At 44.2% G+C, this 15353-nt stretch carries 17 protein-coding genes and 1 other RNA gene; 5 read left to right on the top strand and 13 right to left on the bottom strand.

Translation table 11 applies throughout. The features are described 5' to 3' along the window. From OCU28_RS01685 to rsmI, 5 genes are all read right to left on the bottom strand, one after another. Positions 1–1776, bottom strand: coding sequence for a penicillin-binding transpeptidase domain-containing protein (locus OCU28_RS01685; RefSeq protein WP_390623787.1), 1776 nt, complete (start codon positions 1774–1776; stop codon positions 1–3). After that, on the bottom strand, positions 1773–2063 hold the full coding sequence (gene ftsL, locus OCU28_RS01680) for a cell division protein FtsL (protein ID WP_261817408.1): 291 nt from the start codon (positions 2061–2063) through the stop codon (positions 1773–1775). Before ftsL ends, OCU28_RS01685 begins: the two co-directional genes overlap by 4 nt. A gap of 203 nt (positions 2064–2266) precedes the next feature. After that, entirely contained in the window at positions 2267–3217 is a 951-nt protein-coding gene (rsmH, locus tag OCU28_RS01675) for a 16S rRNA (cytosine(1402)-N(4))-methyltransferase RsmH (protein WP_261816643.1), read from the bottom strand. Positions 3218–3428: 211 nt separating this feature from the next. Next, an RNA gene (gene rnpB, locus OCU28_RS01670) (RNase P RNA component class A) lies at positions 3429–3808 on the bottom strand. Positions 3809–3858: 50 nt separating this feature from the next. Continuing rightward, positions 3859–4722: a 16S rRNA (cytidine(1402)-2'-O)-methyltransferase gene (rsmI, locus tag OCU28_RS01665; protein ID WP_261816642.1), complete on the bottom strand. Its 864-nt coding sequence runs from the start codon at positions 4720–4722 to the stop codon at positions 3859–3861. Between the two features lie 62 nt (positions 4723–4784). Between rsmI and OCU28_RS01660 the strand changes: the two genes are divergently transcribed. From OCU28_RS01660 to OCU28_RS01645, 4 genes are read left to right on the top strand one after another with little or no spacing between them, the layout of a single operon-like run. Further along, positions 4785–6611 carry a penicillin-binding protein activator gene (locus OCU28_RS01660; protein WP_261816641.1) on the top strand — a complete coding sequence of 609 codons (1827 nt, stop codon included), beginning with the start codon at positions 4785–4787 and terminating at the stop codon, positions 6609–6611. Beyond that, entirely contained in the window at positions 6595–6963 is a 369-nt protein-coding gene (locus OCU28_RS01655) for a YraN family protein (RefSeq protein ID WP_261816640.1), read from the top strand. The genes OCU28_RS01660 and OCU28_RS01655 overlap by 17 nt, the downstream gene beginning before the upstream one ends. 2 nt (positions 6964–6965) lie before the next feature. Then, positions 6966–7553 (top strand): phosphoheptose isomerase, encoded by a 588-nt coding sequence (locus tag OCU28_RS01650; protein ID WP_261816639.1) that lies wholly within the window; start codon positions 6966–6968, stop codon positions 7551–7553. 21 nt (positions 7554–7574) lie between these two features. After that, positions 7575–8390 carry a BON domain-containing protein gene (locus OCU28_RS01645; protein WP_261816638.1) on the top strand — a complete coding sequence of 272 codons (816 nt, stop codon included), beginning with the start codon at positions 7575–7577 and terminating at the stop codon, positions 8388–8390. Positions 8391–8443: 53 nt separating this feature from the next. Here OCU28_RS01645 and sspB read toward each other — a convergent pair whose 3' ends face one another. From sspB to zapE, 8 genes are all read right to left on the bottom strand, one after another. Beyond that, positions 8444–8926, bottom strand: coding sequence for a ClpXP protease specificity-enhancing factor (sspB, locus tag OCU28_RS01640; RefSeq protein ID WP_261816637.1), 483 nt, complete (start codon positions 8924–8926; stop codon positions 8444–8446). Further along, on the bottom strand, positions 8926–9561 hold the full coding sequence (sspA, locus tag OCU28_RS01635) for a stringent starvation protein SspA (protein WP_261816636.1): 636 nt from the start codon (positions 9559–9561) through the stop codon (positions 8926–8928). Before sspA ends, sspB begins: the two co-directional genes overlap by 1 nt. An 83-nt stretch (positions 9562–9644) precedes the next feature. Next, entirely contained in the window at positions 9645–10382 is a 738-nt protein-coding gene (locus tag OCU28_RS01630) for a cytochrome c1 (RefSeq protein ID WP_261816635.1), read from the bottom strand. Continuing rightward, positions 10382–11644, bottom strand: a complete 1263-nt coding sequence (locus OCU28_RS01625; protein ID WP_261816634.1) for a cytochrome b — start codon at positions 11642–11644, stop codon at positions 10382–10384. Before OCU28_RS01625 ends, OCU28_RS01630 begins: the two co-directional genes overlap by 1 nt. Beyond that, positions 11644–12234, bottom strand: a complete 591-nt coding sequence (gene petA, locus OCU28_RS01620; protein WP_261816633.1) for a ubiquinol-cytochrome c reductase iron-sulfur subunit — start codon at positions 12232–12234, stop codon at positions 11644–11646. Before petA ends, OCU28_RS01625 begins: the two co-directional genes overlap by 1 nt. Positions 12235–12541: 307 nt before the next feature. Next, the gene (gene rpsI / locus OCU28_RS01615; protein WP_261816632.1) at positions 12542–12934 is read right to left on the bottom strand and encodes a 30S ribosomal protein S9; all 393 of its coding nucleotides are present in this window, start codon (positions 12932–12934) and stop codon (positions 12542–12544) included. 15 nt (positions 12935–12949) lie between these two features. Beyond that, positions 12950–13378, bottom strand: coding sequence for a 50S ribosomal protein L13 (rplM, locus tag OCU28_RS01610; RefSeq protein WP_261816631.1), 429 nt, complete (start codon positions 13376–13378; stop codon positions 12950–12952). A gap of 221 nt (positions 13379–13599) precedes the next feature. Next, on the bottom strand, positions 13600–14709 hold the full coding sequence (gene zapE, locus OCU28_RS01605) for a cell division protein ZapE (RefSeq protein ID WP_261816630.1): 1110 nt from the start codon (positions 14707–14709) through the stop codon (positions 13600–13602). Between the two features lie 119 nt (positions 14710–14828). Between zapE and zapG the strand changes: the two genes are divergently transcribed. Beyond that, a complete protein-coding gene (zapG, locus tag OCU28_RS01600; RefSeq protein ID WP_261816629.1) occupies positions 14829–15266 on the top strand; it encodes a Z-ring associated protein ZapG in 438 nt (145 codons plus the stop codon). The last annotated feature ends 87 nt before the right edge of the window (positions 15267–15353 follow it).

The raw sequence follows: 15353 nt of genomic DNA, 5'->3' as shown, positions 1-15353 counted from the left end.
CTAATTATCCTTTGCTGCATCAGGGGTAACGTTCAAGATCTGAAGTGCTCCCTTCATAACTTCACCGAATACTGGCGCTGCTACTGCACCACCGTAATATTCATCCCCTTGAGGCTCATTGACGACCACAACCATAGCGATTCTCGGGTGACTTATTGGTGCAAGACCTGCTGTAAGTGATACATATTCATCACTGTATCCTCCCGAGTTGGCTTTACGCGATGTCCCTGTTTTTGCGCCGACACGATAACCAGGCACACGGGCGTGAATCGCAGAACCGCCAGGCTGAGTAACGGCTTCAAGCATCAACAATAACTTAGCAACGTTTTCCTTTGAGGCGATTCGCTTCGGCTCCAAGCCTCCCGTCTGCCCTTGAACGATATGCAAAGGCATATCCATACCGTAATTCCCTAACGTGGCATAAGCGTGCGCAAGCTGTAATGGAGTTAACGCAATACCATAACCAAAGGCGAGAGTCGCAATCTCAAACTTAGACCAGCGACGACGGTTTGGAAATAGGCCGGCTGTCTCACCAACTAGGTTAAGCCCTGACATTGAGCCAAATCCAACTGAGCTATAGGTACCCAGCAATGCTTCTAATGGCATCCCTAATGCAAGCTTTGCTACCCCAACGTTACTTGATTTCTGCAAAATAGTTTTCAGGTCAGCCTTGCCCACTGGCGAGCCATCTCTGACTCGGCTACCCCCTATTCTGAAAAAGCCATTTCCAGTATCAACGATGGTATGCTCATCAGCCGTTCCTGTTTCAAGGGCGGTTAAAACAACAAAGGGCTTAATCGATGAACCCGGCTCTATCGCATCGGTAATCGCGCGGTTACGCATCCTAAAAGTTTGCAATTGATCACGAGCGTTTGGGTTATATGACGGGGCATTCACCATCGCCAAGACTCCCCCAGTTTGCACATCGATCATCACAATAGTACCAGAGGTTGCTCTATGGTCAGCAACCGCTTGTTTAATTGCGCGATACGCAATAGCTTGTATGCGCTGGTCGATAGTAAGTTTTAACGGCTTACCTTGCTGTCCTTGCTTGGAAGAGATATTTTCAACCACGCGACCATCTCGGTCTTTACGGACCTTTCGCGATCCATCAGAGCCCGAGAGCCACTTATCGAAACTTTTCTCTATACCTTCTTGACCATGCCCATCTACGCCAGTAATCCCGACAATATGAGCACTCACCTCACCTGCAGGGTAATAGCGTCGAGACTCACTCGACATACCAATGCCTTTGAGCTTCAACTCTTTGATGTACTTAGCCATCGCAGGGCTCACTTGACGCTGCAAGTAGATAAAACGGCGATGCTTATGGCTATCAATACGATGAATCAGTTCATCTCGGTCAAGATGAAGAACATCGGCCAGTGCATGCCAACGTTTAACATCTTGCAACCCGTCGCCTTTTTCAAAGATGGTTTTAGGGTCAGCATAAACAGCTTGCACCGGGACACTAATGGCAATTTGCTCGCCATTTCTATCCGAAATAATGCCGCGAGCAGACCTTACCGCATGCACGCGAACCGAGCGCATATCACTCTGCTTAATTAGGGTTCCTGGCTCAATAATTTGGATATAAGCAACTCGTGCAACTAGCGAACCCAGTAATAACAAGACAAAAGCCAATACAGTCATATAGCGCCAGCGGATGATCCCTGACTCCATAACCTCTGTCATTGCGGGTGTTTTCTTAGGGGCTACACGTTTATTCTTATTCTTCGGCTTGCTTTTTTTAGCTGCTACTTTTTTAGGCTTCATTTCAATCTAACCAAAACTTCTTTGTCTGAATCAGGACGAATCATATCCAATTCAGATACTGCTATTTTTTGTACACGACTGTGTTCAGAAAGGGAGTTCTCTTCAATGATCAGGTTACGCCATTCATCATCCAGCTTTTCACGAGCGGTCAATTGTTGGTTTTTCTGATCGATAGCGTGGCGTGTCAGGTGCGTCGTCAGTACTACTGACATCGCACTAAAGAAAATAATAATTAGCAGAAACATTGAGATCCGCCCTGCGGTAAACAGATCCTGCACTATGTGCATACCTAATAACGGAACCTGTTCGTGATCTGGCGTTTCAATACGCTCACCAAATGGCTTTAGAATCAACTCCTTTAGAGAAGGCTTACTCCTAGGACGAGCAAAAGGTTTGGTGTTCGCTTTTGGTTTTTTGTTACGCGCGTTAACTTTGCTCTTGCCACCAGTTAAGGCTTTAACAGGCTTAATTAACTTCCTTGTATGTTGAATCATAATTTTTCAGCAATTCTTAATACCGAGCTTCTGGCTCGTATATTGACATCAAGTTCAGATTTGGACGGCTTTATCGCCTTGCCAACAGTTTTAAATACCGCGCTACCCAATTCCTTAATTTGGTCTTCAGTTAATGGCATACCATGTGGTACTTGAGGGCCTCGGCTCTCTTTACGCATAAACTGTTTAACCATACGGTCTTCTAAAGAGTGGAAACTAATAACAGACAACCGCCCTTGCGGGGCTAGTACTTGCTTGGCACCATTTAGTGCAGTAGCAATTTCATCCAATTCACTATTAATATAGATTCGAAAGGCTTGAAAGGAACGGGTCGCTGGGTGCTTTTTCTCTTTATAACTTTTTGGTGCCGCTTCCGAGATCAGCTTGGCTAACTGAGAGGTACGTATCAGAGGCTCATTTTCTTCGTTTTCACGATAGGCTACGATAGCTTTGGCGATGCGCCATGCGTGTTTATCTTCACCAAACTCACGAATAACCCAACAAATATCCTCAACATCTGCGTCTTCTAACCACTTAGACACAGGGATACCTGAGGTAGGATCCATACGCATATCTAGTGGTCCATCTTTCATAAAGCTGAATCCACGTTCGGCATCATCTAGCTGCGGGGAAGAGACCCCGAGGTCTAGAAGTACCCCATCAACCTTATCTTTTAGACCACGTTCGATTGCATACTCAGCAATCCCAGAGAATGGACCGTGGATAATGGTAAACCTAGGATCATCAATTTTGCTGGCTTCCGCAATTGCTTGAGGATCTCTATCTATGCTGTAAAGTTTTCCGTTTTCACCTAGTTTAGATAGGATGGTACGGCTGTGACCGCCACGGCCAAAAGTGCCATCGATATAAATGCCATCAGGCTTAATATTTAGGCCGTCAATAGACTCATTCAACAGCACCGATACATGCTTGAATTGTTCGCTCATTGGAGAAGCTCAGCTAGTTTAAAATAAACAGTACTTTAGTGTACTGAATTCAAAGAGCTTAGTCAGCGTTTGTGTGCTAAATCTCACAATAATTCTACGTAAAAAACGTTATATAGCGGAAATTATGATGCTGGAAGCATAAGGATTTTGAAAGTTGAGCTTGCAGAAATAATAAAGCCTCGAACAAACGTTCGAGGCTTTATTATTTTATTGGTGGAGCATACCGATAAGCCGGGTTCTGTACCGCTTGCGCGGTGATAGCCATTCGTCTAGGCCAGCAATCGCTCACTGGCTCAAGCAACCTACCCGCTCTCTTACGCGAGCAACGCAATGTGAGAGCCTATTTGGTCTTGCTTCGGGTGGAGTTTACCTTGCTACGAACTGTTACCAGTCGCACGGTGCGCTCTTACCGCACCCTTTCACCCTTACCTGTGCCCGAAGGCCATCGGCGGTTTTCTCTCTGCTGCACTTGTCGTGGGCTTGCGCCCCCCAGGCGTTACCTGGCACCCTGCTCTATGAAGCCCGGACTTTCCTCCCCTCCGTCAGTCTCCCGAAGGACATCAACGAAGCAGCGACTATCTGGTTAGCTCCGTGGCAGATTGTATAGCGTCCAACCTAAAATGTCTACCGCCAGATTGGGTTCAGCTTAGGTTCTCTAAACCCCACTTATACAGGGCATTCTTTTTAAGGTTGTAAATCTCAGAAGCCAAAGCAGCTGCTTTCTTCAAAGGGAGTTCTTTTACTAAAATACCTAAGGTGCGCTTAACCTCTTCTGGCAATTCATTATCAGCCTGCTCACGGTGACCATGCACCAATAACACCATTTCACCACGAATACGGTTACTATCTTCGTTTAACCAAGGAATCAATTCACCTAACGGCATTCCCTGAATCGTCTCAAAGGTTTTTGTTAGCTCTCGAGCTAGCACTACCTGACGGTCCTCTCCAAGAATAGCGAGCATGTCATCTAAAGAATCAAGGATACGATGCGGTGACTCATAAAAGATACAGGTGCGCTCTACCTTGGCCAAAGACATAAATTTGTCACGACGCCCTTTGCTCTTAGGTGGTAAAAAACCTTCAAAGCTAAAACGGTCTGACGGCAAACCTGAAGCACTCAATGCTGCTATCACGGCACATGCCCCAGGCAGTGGAACCACTCGAATCCCAGCGCTACGACACTGATTAACGAGATGATAGCCTGGATCACTAATAAGTGGCGTTCCAGCATCAGACACTAGGCCAATATTTTGTCCGCTCAGTAATCTTTCCACCAACACTTGGGCTTTTTGCTGCTCGTTGTGGTCATGTAAAGCAAAGGTTCGAGTTGAAATATTCAGGTGCGATAGCAAACGTCCGGTATGTCTTGTATCTTCCGCTGCTATTAGGTCAACTTGGTTTAAAACCTCAATTGCACGCTGAGTTATATCCCCCAAATTTCCTATTGGAGTAGGCACAATAAAGAGTGTTCCTACGGAAGATTCTAAAGAATTGTTATCTGTCATTTGTTTACCGTCACTTGAAGGATTAATATAGAGGTAATTAACCCATACGATTTAAAGAACTCATGGCGCAAAAAAAACGATCTGGATACAGTGTATCACGCATTTTTACCCCAATTGCATTGTCTGTACTTCTCGCTGCTTGCTCAACCCAACCTTCTGGGCCGGACGTAGCGCAACAGTCTAATATTCTTAATGAGCCAACTCAAACCTCTGAGTTTTATCTCATGAAGGCGGACTCTACTGAGGGTGCATTGCAAGTCGATTGGCTTATTCTATCCCTAAAAGCAGCTGTCGATGAAAATAATTCGGATCTAGCGAATCGTATTATACGACGTCTTGCCCAACTGCAGATGACAGAGAAGCAACAAGCTGAATGGCAACTAGCTAGAGCAGAGTTGATGGTAAACAACAATCAACCAGCAGATGCTATCAAACAGCTTAACTTCCAAAATCAATGGAAACTAGATAGACAACAGTGGCATCGATACTACGAGATGCGCTCGGAAATCTACCAAGCATTATACCTACCGATCAAAGCTGCAGAAGAATTGATCTACGGCGCTGACTTCTTAAATGAGGATCAACAGCAAGCAAACTCAGATCATATATGGGCATTACTATCATCAACCTCATTAGATGACCTTAGTGCAATCACAGTAAAAAGTGATGAAAAGGATCTCGAAGGATGGCGTACACTTGCTGTCTATAAACAGACGCTAGGCGGCAATCTACCAAGGTTGCAGAAAACCGTACAGAAATGGATTGATGAAAACGTTAGCCATCCTGCCGCGCTTTATACGCCAACAGAGTTAAAAGAAATTCTCGCTTTAGAGATCCTGCAACCGGCTAAAACTGCTCTTATTTTACCATTAAGTGGTAAGTTTGCTAAGCAAGCTAAGATTATCCGCGATGGCTTTGTATTCGCAATGATGCGCGATAAAGAGCGTGACCCAACAACGGATTACGTTATTATCGACAGCGAAAAAAACAGCATGGATGATATCGAGCAACAACTTATCGACCAAGATGTCGACTTCGTTGTTGGCCCGTTAATGAAGGATAAAATTGAGAAACTGCAACAACTACAACAAGAAAGTGCGGCTCCAATTCCAATGCTGGCATTAAACTTTCCTGATGAAGTGATTCAAAATAACCAGTTCTGCTATGTGACCCTCTCTCCTGAGCAAGAGGCTCAAGAGGCGGCAAAACACTTGGCTACGTCAGGCTATAAGTACCCATTAGTTATAGCACCAAACGGTTCATATGGACGACGTATGGCAAAGGCCTTCCAACAGCAGTGGGCACAGCAACAAGACACCAAAGCTGCTGCAGCTTACTTTAAATCAAATAGCCAGCTACAGTTTGCGGTAAATAATGTATTTGGCATACAGCAGAGCAAACGTCGTATTGCACAAATGGATAATTTGGTAGGTATGGAGATGGAAGCTACCGAGCGTTCACGTCGTGATATTGATGCGGTGTATATCATAGCGAAAGACTCTGAGCTGAATCTGATTAAACCATTTATTAATGTGGCGATTAACCCAGAAGCGACACCACCGAAGCTGTACGCTAACTCATTGAGTCACTCAGGTATACAGCGTGCATCTCAAGACTTATCTGGTGTTATCTATAGCGATATACCAATGCTAGTAAACCCTGATCCCGCACTAGAAAAAGAGATGCAATCAGTGTGGAGTAAATCAAACTTCCAGATTATACGCTTACGTGCTCTAGGCATGGACGCATATAGTTTAGTGAATTCACTGCCAAATATGAAAGTAAGCCAAGGGCTAACTGTTCCAGGTCAGACTGGCGTACTAAGCATTGATGACTCATGTGTTGTTCAACGCCAGCTTAGCTGGGCTGAATATGAGTCTGCTAAGTAAGTTTAAGATTGGACAACAGTATGAAACCCAGGCTCTGCAGTTTTTGCAGGGCCAAGGCCTTACGCTAGTAGAACGTAACTTTCGAGCTAAATGTGGTGAAATAGACCTCATTATGCTCGAAAATGACGAAATTATTTTTGTAGAAGTGAAATATCGCAGCCACACAAATTTTGGAGTGGCTAGTGAAAGCGTGACTCGAGCCAAGCAATCTAAGCTCATAAAAACAGCCCAGATTTGGTTAAGCACAAATAAAAAGTCAGCGCACCATACTTATTTTCGATTTGATGTCGTCACTATTACAGGACAACAGCAACAAATTGAATGGATTAAAAACGCATTAACCGAAGGATAGACATGCACGACAGCATCAAAGCCAGCTTTACCGAGAGTATTCAGATTCAAATTGCCGCAGCTGAAGCCCTCCCCGATGTCATAACCCATGCAGCGCAAGCTATGGTCAGTACCCTATTAAATGGGAACAAGATCTTATGCTGTGGTAATGGAGGGTCGAATGCAAACTCTCAGCAATTTGTATCTTGTCTATTAAATCGATTTGAAACAGAGCGCCCTAGTCTACCAGCAATGACTCTAACCTCAGATATTGCGACACTTACCGCCGTTGCTAACGACTACCACTATGAAGAGGTTTTCTCCAAGCAAGTACGAGCTATTGGACAGCAAGGTGATATCTTGCTGGCTATATCTACTAGCGGCAATAGTAAAAATATTATTAAAGCGATGGAAGCTGCAGTAACCCGTGATATGACTATAATCGCTCTCACAGGTAAAGATGGTGGTGAGATGGCAGGCTTATTAGGTGAACATGATGTTGAAATTCGTATTCCTTCAAATCGTACTGCTCGAATCCATGAAATGCATATGTTGACCCTGCATTGTCTGTGTGATCTTATTGATCAGGTCTTATTTCCTAGCCATAGCTAATAACCGTCAAAGGGTGAAATCATGTTGTACACTCGACAATTAAAATTAGTCATATTAACTCTATTTGCCAGTTTTGCCCTCAGTGGCTGCGCAGGAATGCTAACCCTAGGCTCAGATACACCAAGCGTCTCTGATGTGCGCTCTACAAGTCAGGTTTGGCAAGACAATAATATCGAATTTGAAGCCGCTGCACTGAGCAACAAGCCGCCCTTTAGAGGCCATTCTCGTATTGCTGCAAATGCTTATCGTGGACGGGTGGTGCTAATCGGTCAGATTGCAACAGAGCAACAGAAACAACAAGTTGAAGAACAAGTTAAGCTGGTTAAAGGCGTAAATAAAGTCTACAACCAGCTGCAAGTAGGACCGGTTGTCGATGTTAGCCAGATGAGTCGTGACAGCTGGATAACCACCAAAGTGAAGTCGTTCTTAACGCGTGAAGCAAAGCTTAAAGGTGCTAGCATTAAGGTCATCACTGAAAACAATGAAGTATTTCTATTTGGTTATGTTACCGCTGAACATGCCAATATTGCGACCGAGGTTACGCGCAATGTCTCAGGCGTAAAGCATGTAATTCGAGGATTTGTGGTAGCTGAAAACGCCATTGATGATGTCGACAAACCTAGCGAGCCTGAGCGCCGTGAAGCCACCGTAGAAGATATTATTGAATCAACGCCAACTCAAGCCACTACGACAAACGAGAATAGCGTAACCAATCAAACATCACAGGCAGATGAATCAGACAACACCAATTCTACCGACGATGATGACGCTGTTGCTGAAGACTCCAATCAACCCTATATAGACTCTTCTGATAGAATCACTGAGGAAGACCTGTAACAACAAAAAAGTCTCGCATATAGCGAGACTTTTATTTTATCAAAGCATAGATACTATTTTACTACACGTAAGCTAGGGCGACCTTTTGGAGGACGAGGTGATTCATCATCTGGACCACTCTCTTCATCACTAGGCGCAGCTTCAACCGGTTGAACGCTATCCGTCGAAGAGAGGTGTTGAATTTCTTCGCTCTCTTCAATATCGTCATAGGCTTCTTCTGGCTCAAACATAGTACCAGCACCGTTTTCACGAGCGTAAATTGCTTGCACAGCATAGATAGGCACAATAACCGAGTGTGGACGTCCACCAAAACGAGCATGAAAGGTTACCGCTTCATTGCTTATTTCGATATTGCCTACCGCACGTGGTGCAACGTTCAAGATAATCTGTCCATCTTGTACGTATTCATCCGGCACCCGCACTCCACTCATCATAGCGTCTACTACTAGGTGTGGTGTCAAATCATTATCAACCAGCCACTCATAAAAAGCGCGCAGCAGATATGGTCGACGTGGCGTCATTGCAGAAATATCCATTAGCGAACGAGACGCATCTCACGCTCAGCTTCAGTTAAAGAAGCAAGGAATGAGTCACGTTCAAATACGCGATTCATGTATATTTTCAGCTCTTTAGAACCTGGGCCTGTTAACTCAATACCGAAAGTTGGTAAACGCCACAATAGTGGAGCTAAATAACAATCGATCAAGCTGAAGTCTTCACTCATGAAGTACTCGCTTTCAGCGAATAACGGACCAAGCATCAGCAAGTCATTACGCAGCTTCTGACGGGCTTTTTCCGCTTCTTCCGCATTACCGCTAATCACCTTCTCAGCAAGGCTATACCAGTTACGTTGAATGCGATACATCATAAGACGATTCTTACCGCGGTCTACTGGGTATACAGGCATAAGTGGTGGATGAGGGAAACGCTCGTCCAGATATTCCATGATGATTTTTGAATCATAAAGAGTCAATTCACGGTCTACCAAGGTTGGCACAGATTTGTATGGGTTTAGCTCTGTAAGCTCAGTAGGTAAGTTTCCTTCCTCTACAAGCTCAACCTCGACGCTTACTCCCTTCTCAGCCAAGACAATACGTACTTGATGGCTAGCCATATCAGTAGCGCTTGAGAATAGAGTCATCACAGAACGTTTATTGGCAGCTACAGCCATGAGCCCTCCGGTCATTATTCAATAAAACAACAATGGAGGCATCATGCCCCCATTAAAGAAATTAGCATTACATGATATCACGATTAGTGGATATCGCGCCAATACTCTTTATATAGTAAGAAGGCAACGCCAGTAAAGACAAGCAAGAATAACAAGGCCCACAGCCCCATTTGCTCTCGCTCTACCTGAACTGGATCTCCTGCATACTCAAGGAAGTTAACCAGATCCCGAATCGCATCATCATATTCACTCTGACTTAGCTCACCAGTACCATCCGCCTTCACTCCAACCACAACACGTTGTTCTTCACCATCAACCAGCGTAGTTTCATAAACTGGCTTCGGCACACCCTGAAGCTCCTCAAGAGCGTGCGGCATACCAACACTTGGGAAGATAATGTTATTCACCCCAAATGGACGGCTCGGGTCTTCATAGAATGAGCGTAAATAAGTGTATAGCCAATCTACGCCACGAACTCGTGCGGTCAAAGTTAGATCCGGTGGCGCCGTACCAAACCATTTAGCGGCATCTTTTTCCGGAATATTGTTGGTCATCAGGTCGCCAATCGCAGCCGACGAATCAAACATTAGGTTTTCACGCATTAGATCAAGCGGAATACCTAAGTCAGTAGCAACGCGTTCATAGCGCTGATATTGAGTGGCATGACAACCAAAGCAATAGTTCATAAAGGTCTGTGCGCCACGCTGCAATGAAGCGTGGTCACGGATATCATTGTTAGCTTTGTCTAGTGCGAAGTTACCACCAGCGGCAAAACCGATAGCTGGTAACAGCGCAAACAAAAATACGAATAACTTCTTCATTATTTAGTCACCCTCGTCGGTAGCGTTTTGGTTTTTTCATTCTTGCTGTAGATAAATAAGACCACAAAGAACATAAAGTAACCCACACTAAACAAGCGTGATAAATTGGTATACAACTCTGTTGCTGGCAGGGCTCCTAGCACCCCTAAACCTACAAATGAAACCGTAAATTGAATTAAGTTAACCATATGGATCTTGCTACGGTAGCGGAACGAACGAACGTTACAGCGATCGAGCCATGGCAATAGGAATAACACCACAATTGATCCACCAAAGAACACAAACCCAATAAGTTTGTCCGGTATTGCGCGTAAAATGGCGTAGTTTGGAGAGAAGTACCAAACCGGAGCGATATGCTCAGGGGTCTTCAACGGGTTCGCAACCTCAAAGTTAGGTGGTTCAAGGAAGAAGCCTCCCATTGCTGGTGCGTAAAACAGCACATAACAGAAGAATAGTAAGAAGACACCAATATAAAAGAGATCCTTTAAGGTTCCATATGGATGGAACGGCATGGAGTCAATAATGTCATACTTCTTGGTATAGTCTTCGTGGAATTTGAAGTCAGCCTGGTAATCTTCACCCATAGTTCCTTTTGGAAGCTTAGTGTCGATACCGTCTGGGTTATTAGAGCCTACTTCGTGTAGCGCTAAGATATGCAACGCAACTAGCAACAACAATACAATAGGTAATGCAATAACGTGCAATGCAAAGAAGCGGTTTAGGGTTGCGCCCGAGATAACATAGTCGCCTCGAATCCATAGCGTTAGGTCATCACCTACGAAAGGAATAGCCCCAAACAAGCCTATGATTACCTGAGCTCCCCAGTAAGACATCTGCCCCCAAGGTAGCATATACCCCATGAAAGCCTCTGCCATTAGAACGACAAACAGTAGCATGCCGAATAGCCATACTAGCTCACGTGGTTTCTGATAAGAGCCATAGATAAGACCACGGAACATATGCAGGTAAATAACGATAAAGAAGAAAGATGCGCCAGTAGAGTGCATGTAACGTAGTAACCAACCGTACTCAACGTCACGCATGATATATTCAACCGATGCAAACGCACCTTCTGCCGAAGGAACATAGTTCATGGTTAGCCAGATACCTGTCACGATCTGGTTGACTAAAACCAGCATGGCTAAGGCACCAAAGATATACCAAAAGTTTGAATTTTTGGGCTGAGGGTATTCCGACATGTGTTTGCGATAGGCATTCATTGCCGGGATGCGCTTTTCAATCCAGCCGAGTAAAGCCTCCATTAAGCTTCTCCTTCGTCTTCGCCGATCAACAGCAAGTTATCATTCAGGTACATATACGGTGGTATTGCGAGGTTATATGGCGCCGGTACCCCTTGAAATACTCGACCTGCCATATCAAACTTTGAACCATGACATGGACAGAAGAACCCTGATTTAAGCCCGCTTACCTGCTCACCAAAATTATTTGGCATGTAAGTCGGTGAACAACCAAGGTGAGTACATAATCCCACGGCTACGAATATTTCAGGCTTTAAAGAACGATAAGGATTTTGGGCATAAGAAGGCTGTTGTTCTTCTACTGAATTCGGGTCACGTAATTGATTTTCTATCTTGCCAAGCTCTGCAAGCGTTGACTCTCCACGGCGGACAACCCATACCGGCTGACCACGCCAGATAGCTCTCGCCATCTGTCCTTCTTCAAGCTTGCTTATATCAAACTCAACAGGTGCACCTGCAGATTTAGCACGAGCACTTGGATTCCAAGACTTGATAAAGGGGACAGCCACAGCAGCGGCTCCCAGCCCACCGACTACTGCCGTAGTTGCGGTCAGAAACTTGCGGCGTCCATTATTTAGTGGCGCATTGCTCATCCAACATTCTCCCATTTGCTCCTTTGGATAGATTTACTCTTTTAACAGAGCAATATCTCTATTTTTATGGGGAGAAATGATAAAGAAAGTGTTACTTCAAGACAAGATAAAGCTACCTTTTCACAACATATGTAAACAAAATCAGAGCATAGGTCACAAAAAGCACAAAAGTGATAACTTGAAGGTGGAAGGGGTTATATAGAAAGGATTTTTTATTTTTAAAAAAACAAAAAGCTCGGTATAAAACCGAGCTTTTTCCAACACAATTCCAGTAAAAACTGGAGCATTGCTCTTTCGTAAAGAAAGATTAACGCTTCGAGAATTGTGGCTTACGACGTGCTTTACGTAGACCAACTTTCTTACGTTCAACTTTACGTGCGTCACGAGTAACGTAACCAGCTGAGCGTAATACAGGGCGTAGAGACTCGTCATACTCCATAAGAGCGCGAGTGATACCGTGACGAATTGCACCAGCTTGACCAGAAATACCGCCACCTTTAACAGTGATGTATAGGTCAAGTTTTTCAATCATTTCAACTAGCTCTAGTGGCTGACGAACAACCATGCGAGAAGTTTCACGACCGAAGTACTCATCAAGGCTACGCTTGTTGATTACGATGTTACCAGCGCCCGGTTTGATGAAAACACGAGCAGCTGAGCTTTTGCGACGACCAGTGCCGTAGTATTGATTCTCTGCCATTTCCATAATCCCCAATTAGATGTCTAGTACTTGTGGTTGTTGAGCAGCATGGTTGTGCTCAGCGCCAGCGTATACTTTTAGCTTACGGTACATTGCGCGGCCTAGAGGACCACGTGGTAACATACCTTTAACAGCTAGTTCAATAACCATCTCTGGCTTCTTGTCGATCAGTTTTTCAAAAGTGATAGACTTAAGGCCACCTGGGAATTCAGAGTGACGGTAATACACTTTACCTTTAGCCTTGTTACCAGTTACGGTAATCTTCTCAGCGTTAACAACGATGATGTAATCACCAGTGTCACAATGAGGAGTGTATTCAGCTTTATGCTTACCGCGTAGGCGAGAAGCGATTTCACTTGCAAGACGACCTAGAGTTTTACCTTCAGCGTCTACAACATACCAGTCACGTTTTACTGTTTCTGGTTTAGCAACGAATGTTTTCATGCTAATAATAACCCGTTATATTTGAATTTAAACCAATAAGGAGCAATTGCTCCCACTGTCTAAGAGCCCATTCATCACCCCTTCGAGTGGTGGCACTCTTTGGCAATTTCCATAAAGAAAATCACCTGCAGTAACGGTGGGTCGCAGGATTATACCCGAGTAAGCCTAAAACGCAATCCTATTTGAGACTTTTTTAACCACTATTTAAATCCATTTTCTCTTTAAGCAAGGTGCTCTCGTTCAAGATAAGCCAGACTTTGCATTTCCGTAAGCCTTGACTGACAGCGTTCGAATTCGAACCCTAAGCGCTGCCCTGCATACAGTTCATTTAGTGCCACATCTGCTGAGATAATAAGACATACATTACGCTCATAGAACTCATCAACTAAGGCAATAAAACGCCTTGCTGCATCATCTTTATCGGCTTTAATATGCGGTACATCGCATAGTAGAACTGTATGGTACTCTCGCGACAGCTCAATATAGTCATTCTGACTTCTTGCGCTCTGACATAGCTGTTTAAAACTCGCCATCAGCACCCCGTTGTAGGCCTTGCTCACTTCAATAACACGATGGTTTATGTCTATAGACTTAACCCCAACGCCCTGCTCTACCTCTATGCCGCTAAGCCGCTGAAAATAGTGCTCAAGGTTTTGACTGGCGATATCATTTAAGGGGTAATGATACAACTCAGCTTGTGAAAGGGTACGTAATCTAAAATCATTGTCGCTATCTAGCTGATGAACTGCGCAATTACTTTCAATTAGCTCAATAGCTGGTAGGAATCGAGCTCGCTGCAATCCATTTTTATATAATAGATGAGGAGGAATGTTTGAGGTCGCGACCAGGGTAATATTACGAGCAAACAAGGCTTGAAAAAGCGTGCCTAACAGCATGGCATCGGTAATGTCTGATACAAAAAACTCATCAAAGCAGATAATATCGGTCTGTTGCTTAAATCTATCGGCTACCAACTCCAATGGGTCACTTTGTTTGTCTAGGCTCTTGAGTTCATCGTGCACACGATACATAAAGCGATGAAAGTGCAGGCGCAATTTACGCTCTGTTGGTAGTAGATCATAGAAACTATCCATCAAATAGGTTTTACCTCGACCTACCCCGCCCCAGACGTACAAACCTTGCACCGCATCAACCGGCTTTGGTTTACTAAGCCACTTACGCCATGTAGATATTTTTTGTGGCTGTTGATTTTGCACCTCAGTAAAGCATTGAAATAGATGCTCAAATGCTTCTACCGCTTTAAATTGCTTCGCGTCATACTGAAAACCATGCCTGTCTATGTCTTGCTTATATTTTTGTAAAGGGGTCATAGATAACAATAGTTAATACTAGATTCTTTATTGGTAAGGCTTTCCATAGTAGCATGGGGTAAGTTAAGGTGTAAGGACACTGTAACTCGATTGTTAACAAGATAACAAAAGGAAAGACTATGCCTTGGATTTATGCAGTCATCGGCTTATTTGTAGGTATCATCATCGGAATTATCATTGCCCGCATTACGACTCCGCAATACCAGAAACAAAAAGAGCTACAAAAAGAACTTGAAGCCTCAAAGTTTAAGCTAGAACAACAACGTCAGGACCTGACTGACCACTTCTCTGACACCGCAGGAATGTTAGATAGTTTAGGTAAGGAATATCGTAAGCTATATGAGCATATGGCAGCTACCTCAAACGAACTGCTTCCAAATACGCCTGAGCAAGATAACCCGTTTGCCAAAAAACTCGAGACTCAGAACACAGACCAAGGTCAATCTGAGGCGGACTCTGGTGCTCAACCAAAAGACTATGCCAAAGGCGCCACAGGCATGCTAAAAGAGGAAGAGAAGGTAATCTTAGACGCCCCTGAAGCAGTCAAGGCGTCTTAATTTGGCTTTAACCTCATAAATAGCACTAACCCTATAAAAATTTAGGGTTAAAAATGAACTGGCATTGGTTTTTCAGGTCATATATTT

The sequence above is a fragment of the Vibrio gallicus genome (assembly GCF_024346875.1).
In the GTDB taxonomy this organism is placed as follows: domain Bacteria; phylum Pseudomonadota; class Gammaproteobacteria; order Enterobacterales; family Vibrionaceae; genus Vibrio; species Vibrio gallicus.
This window is presented reverse-complemented; position numbering and strand designations above follow the sequence as displayed.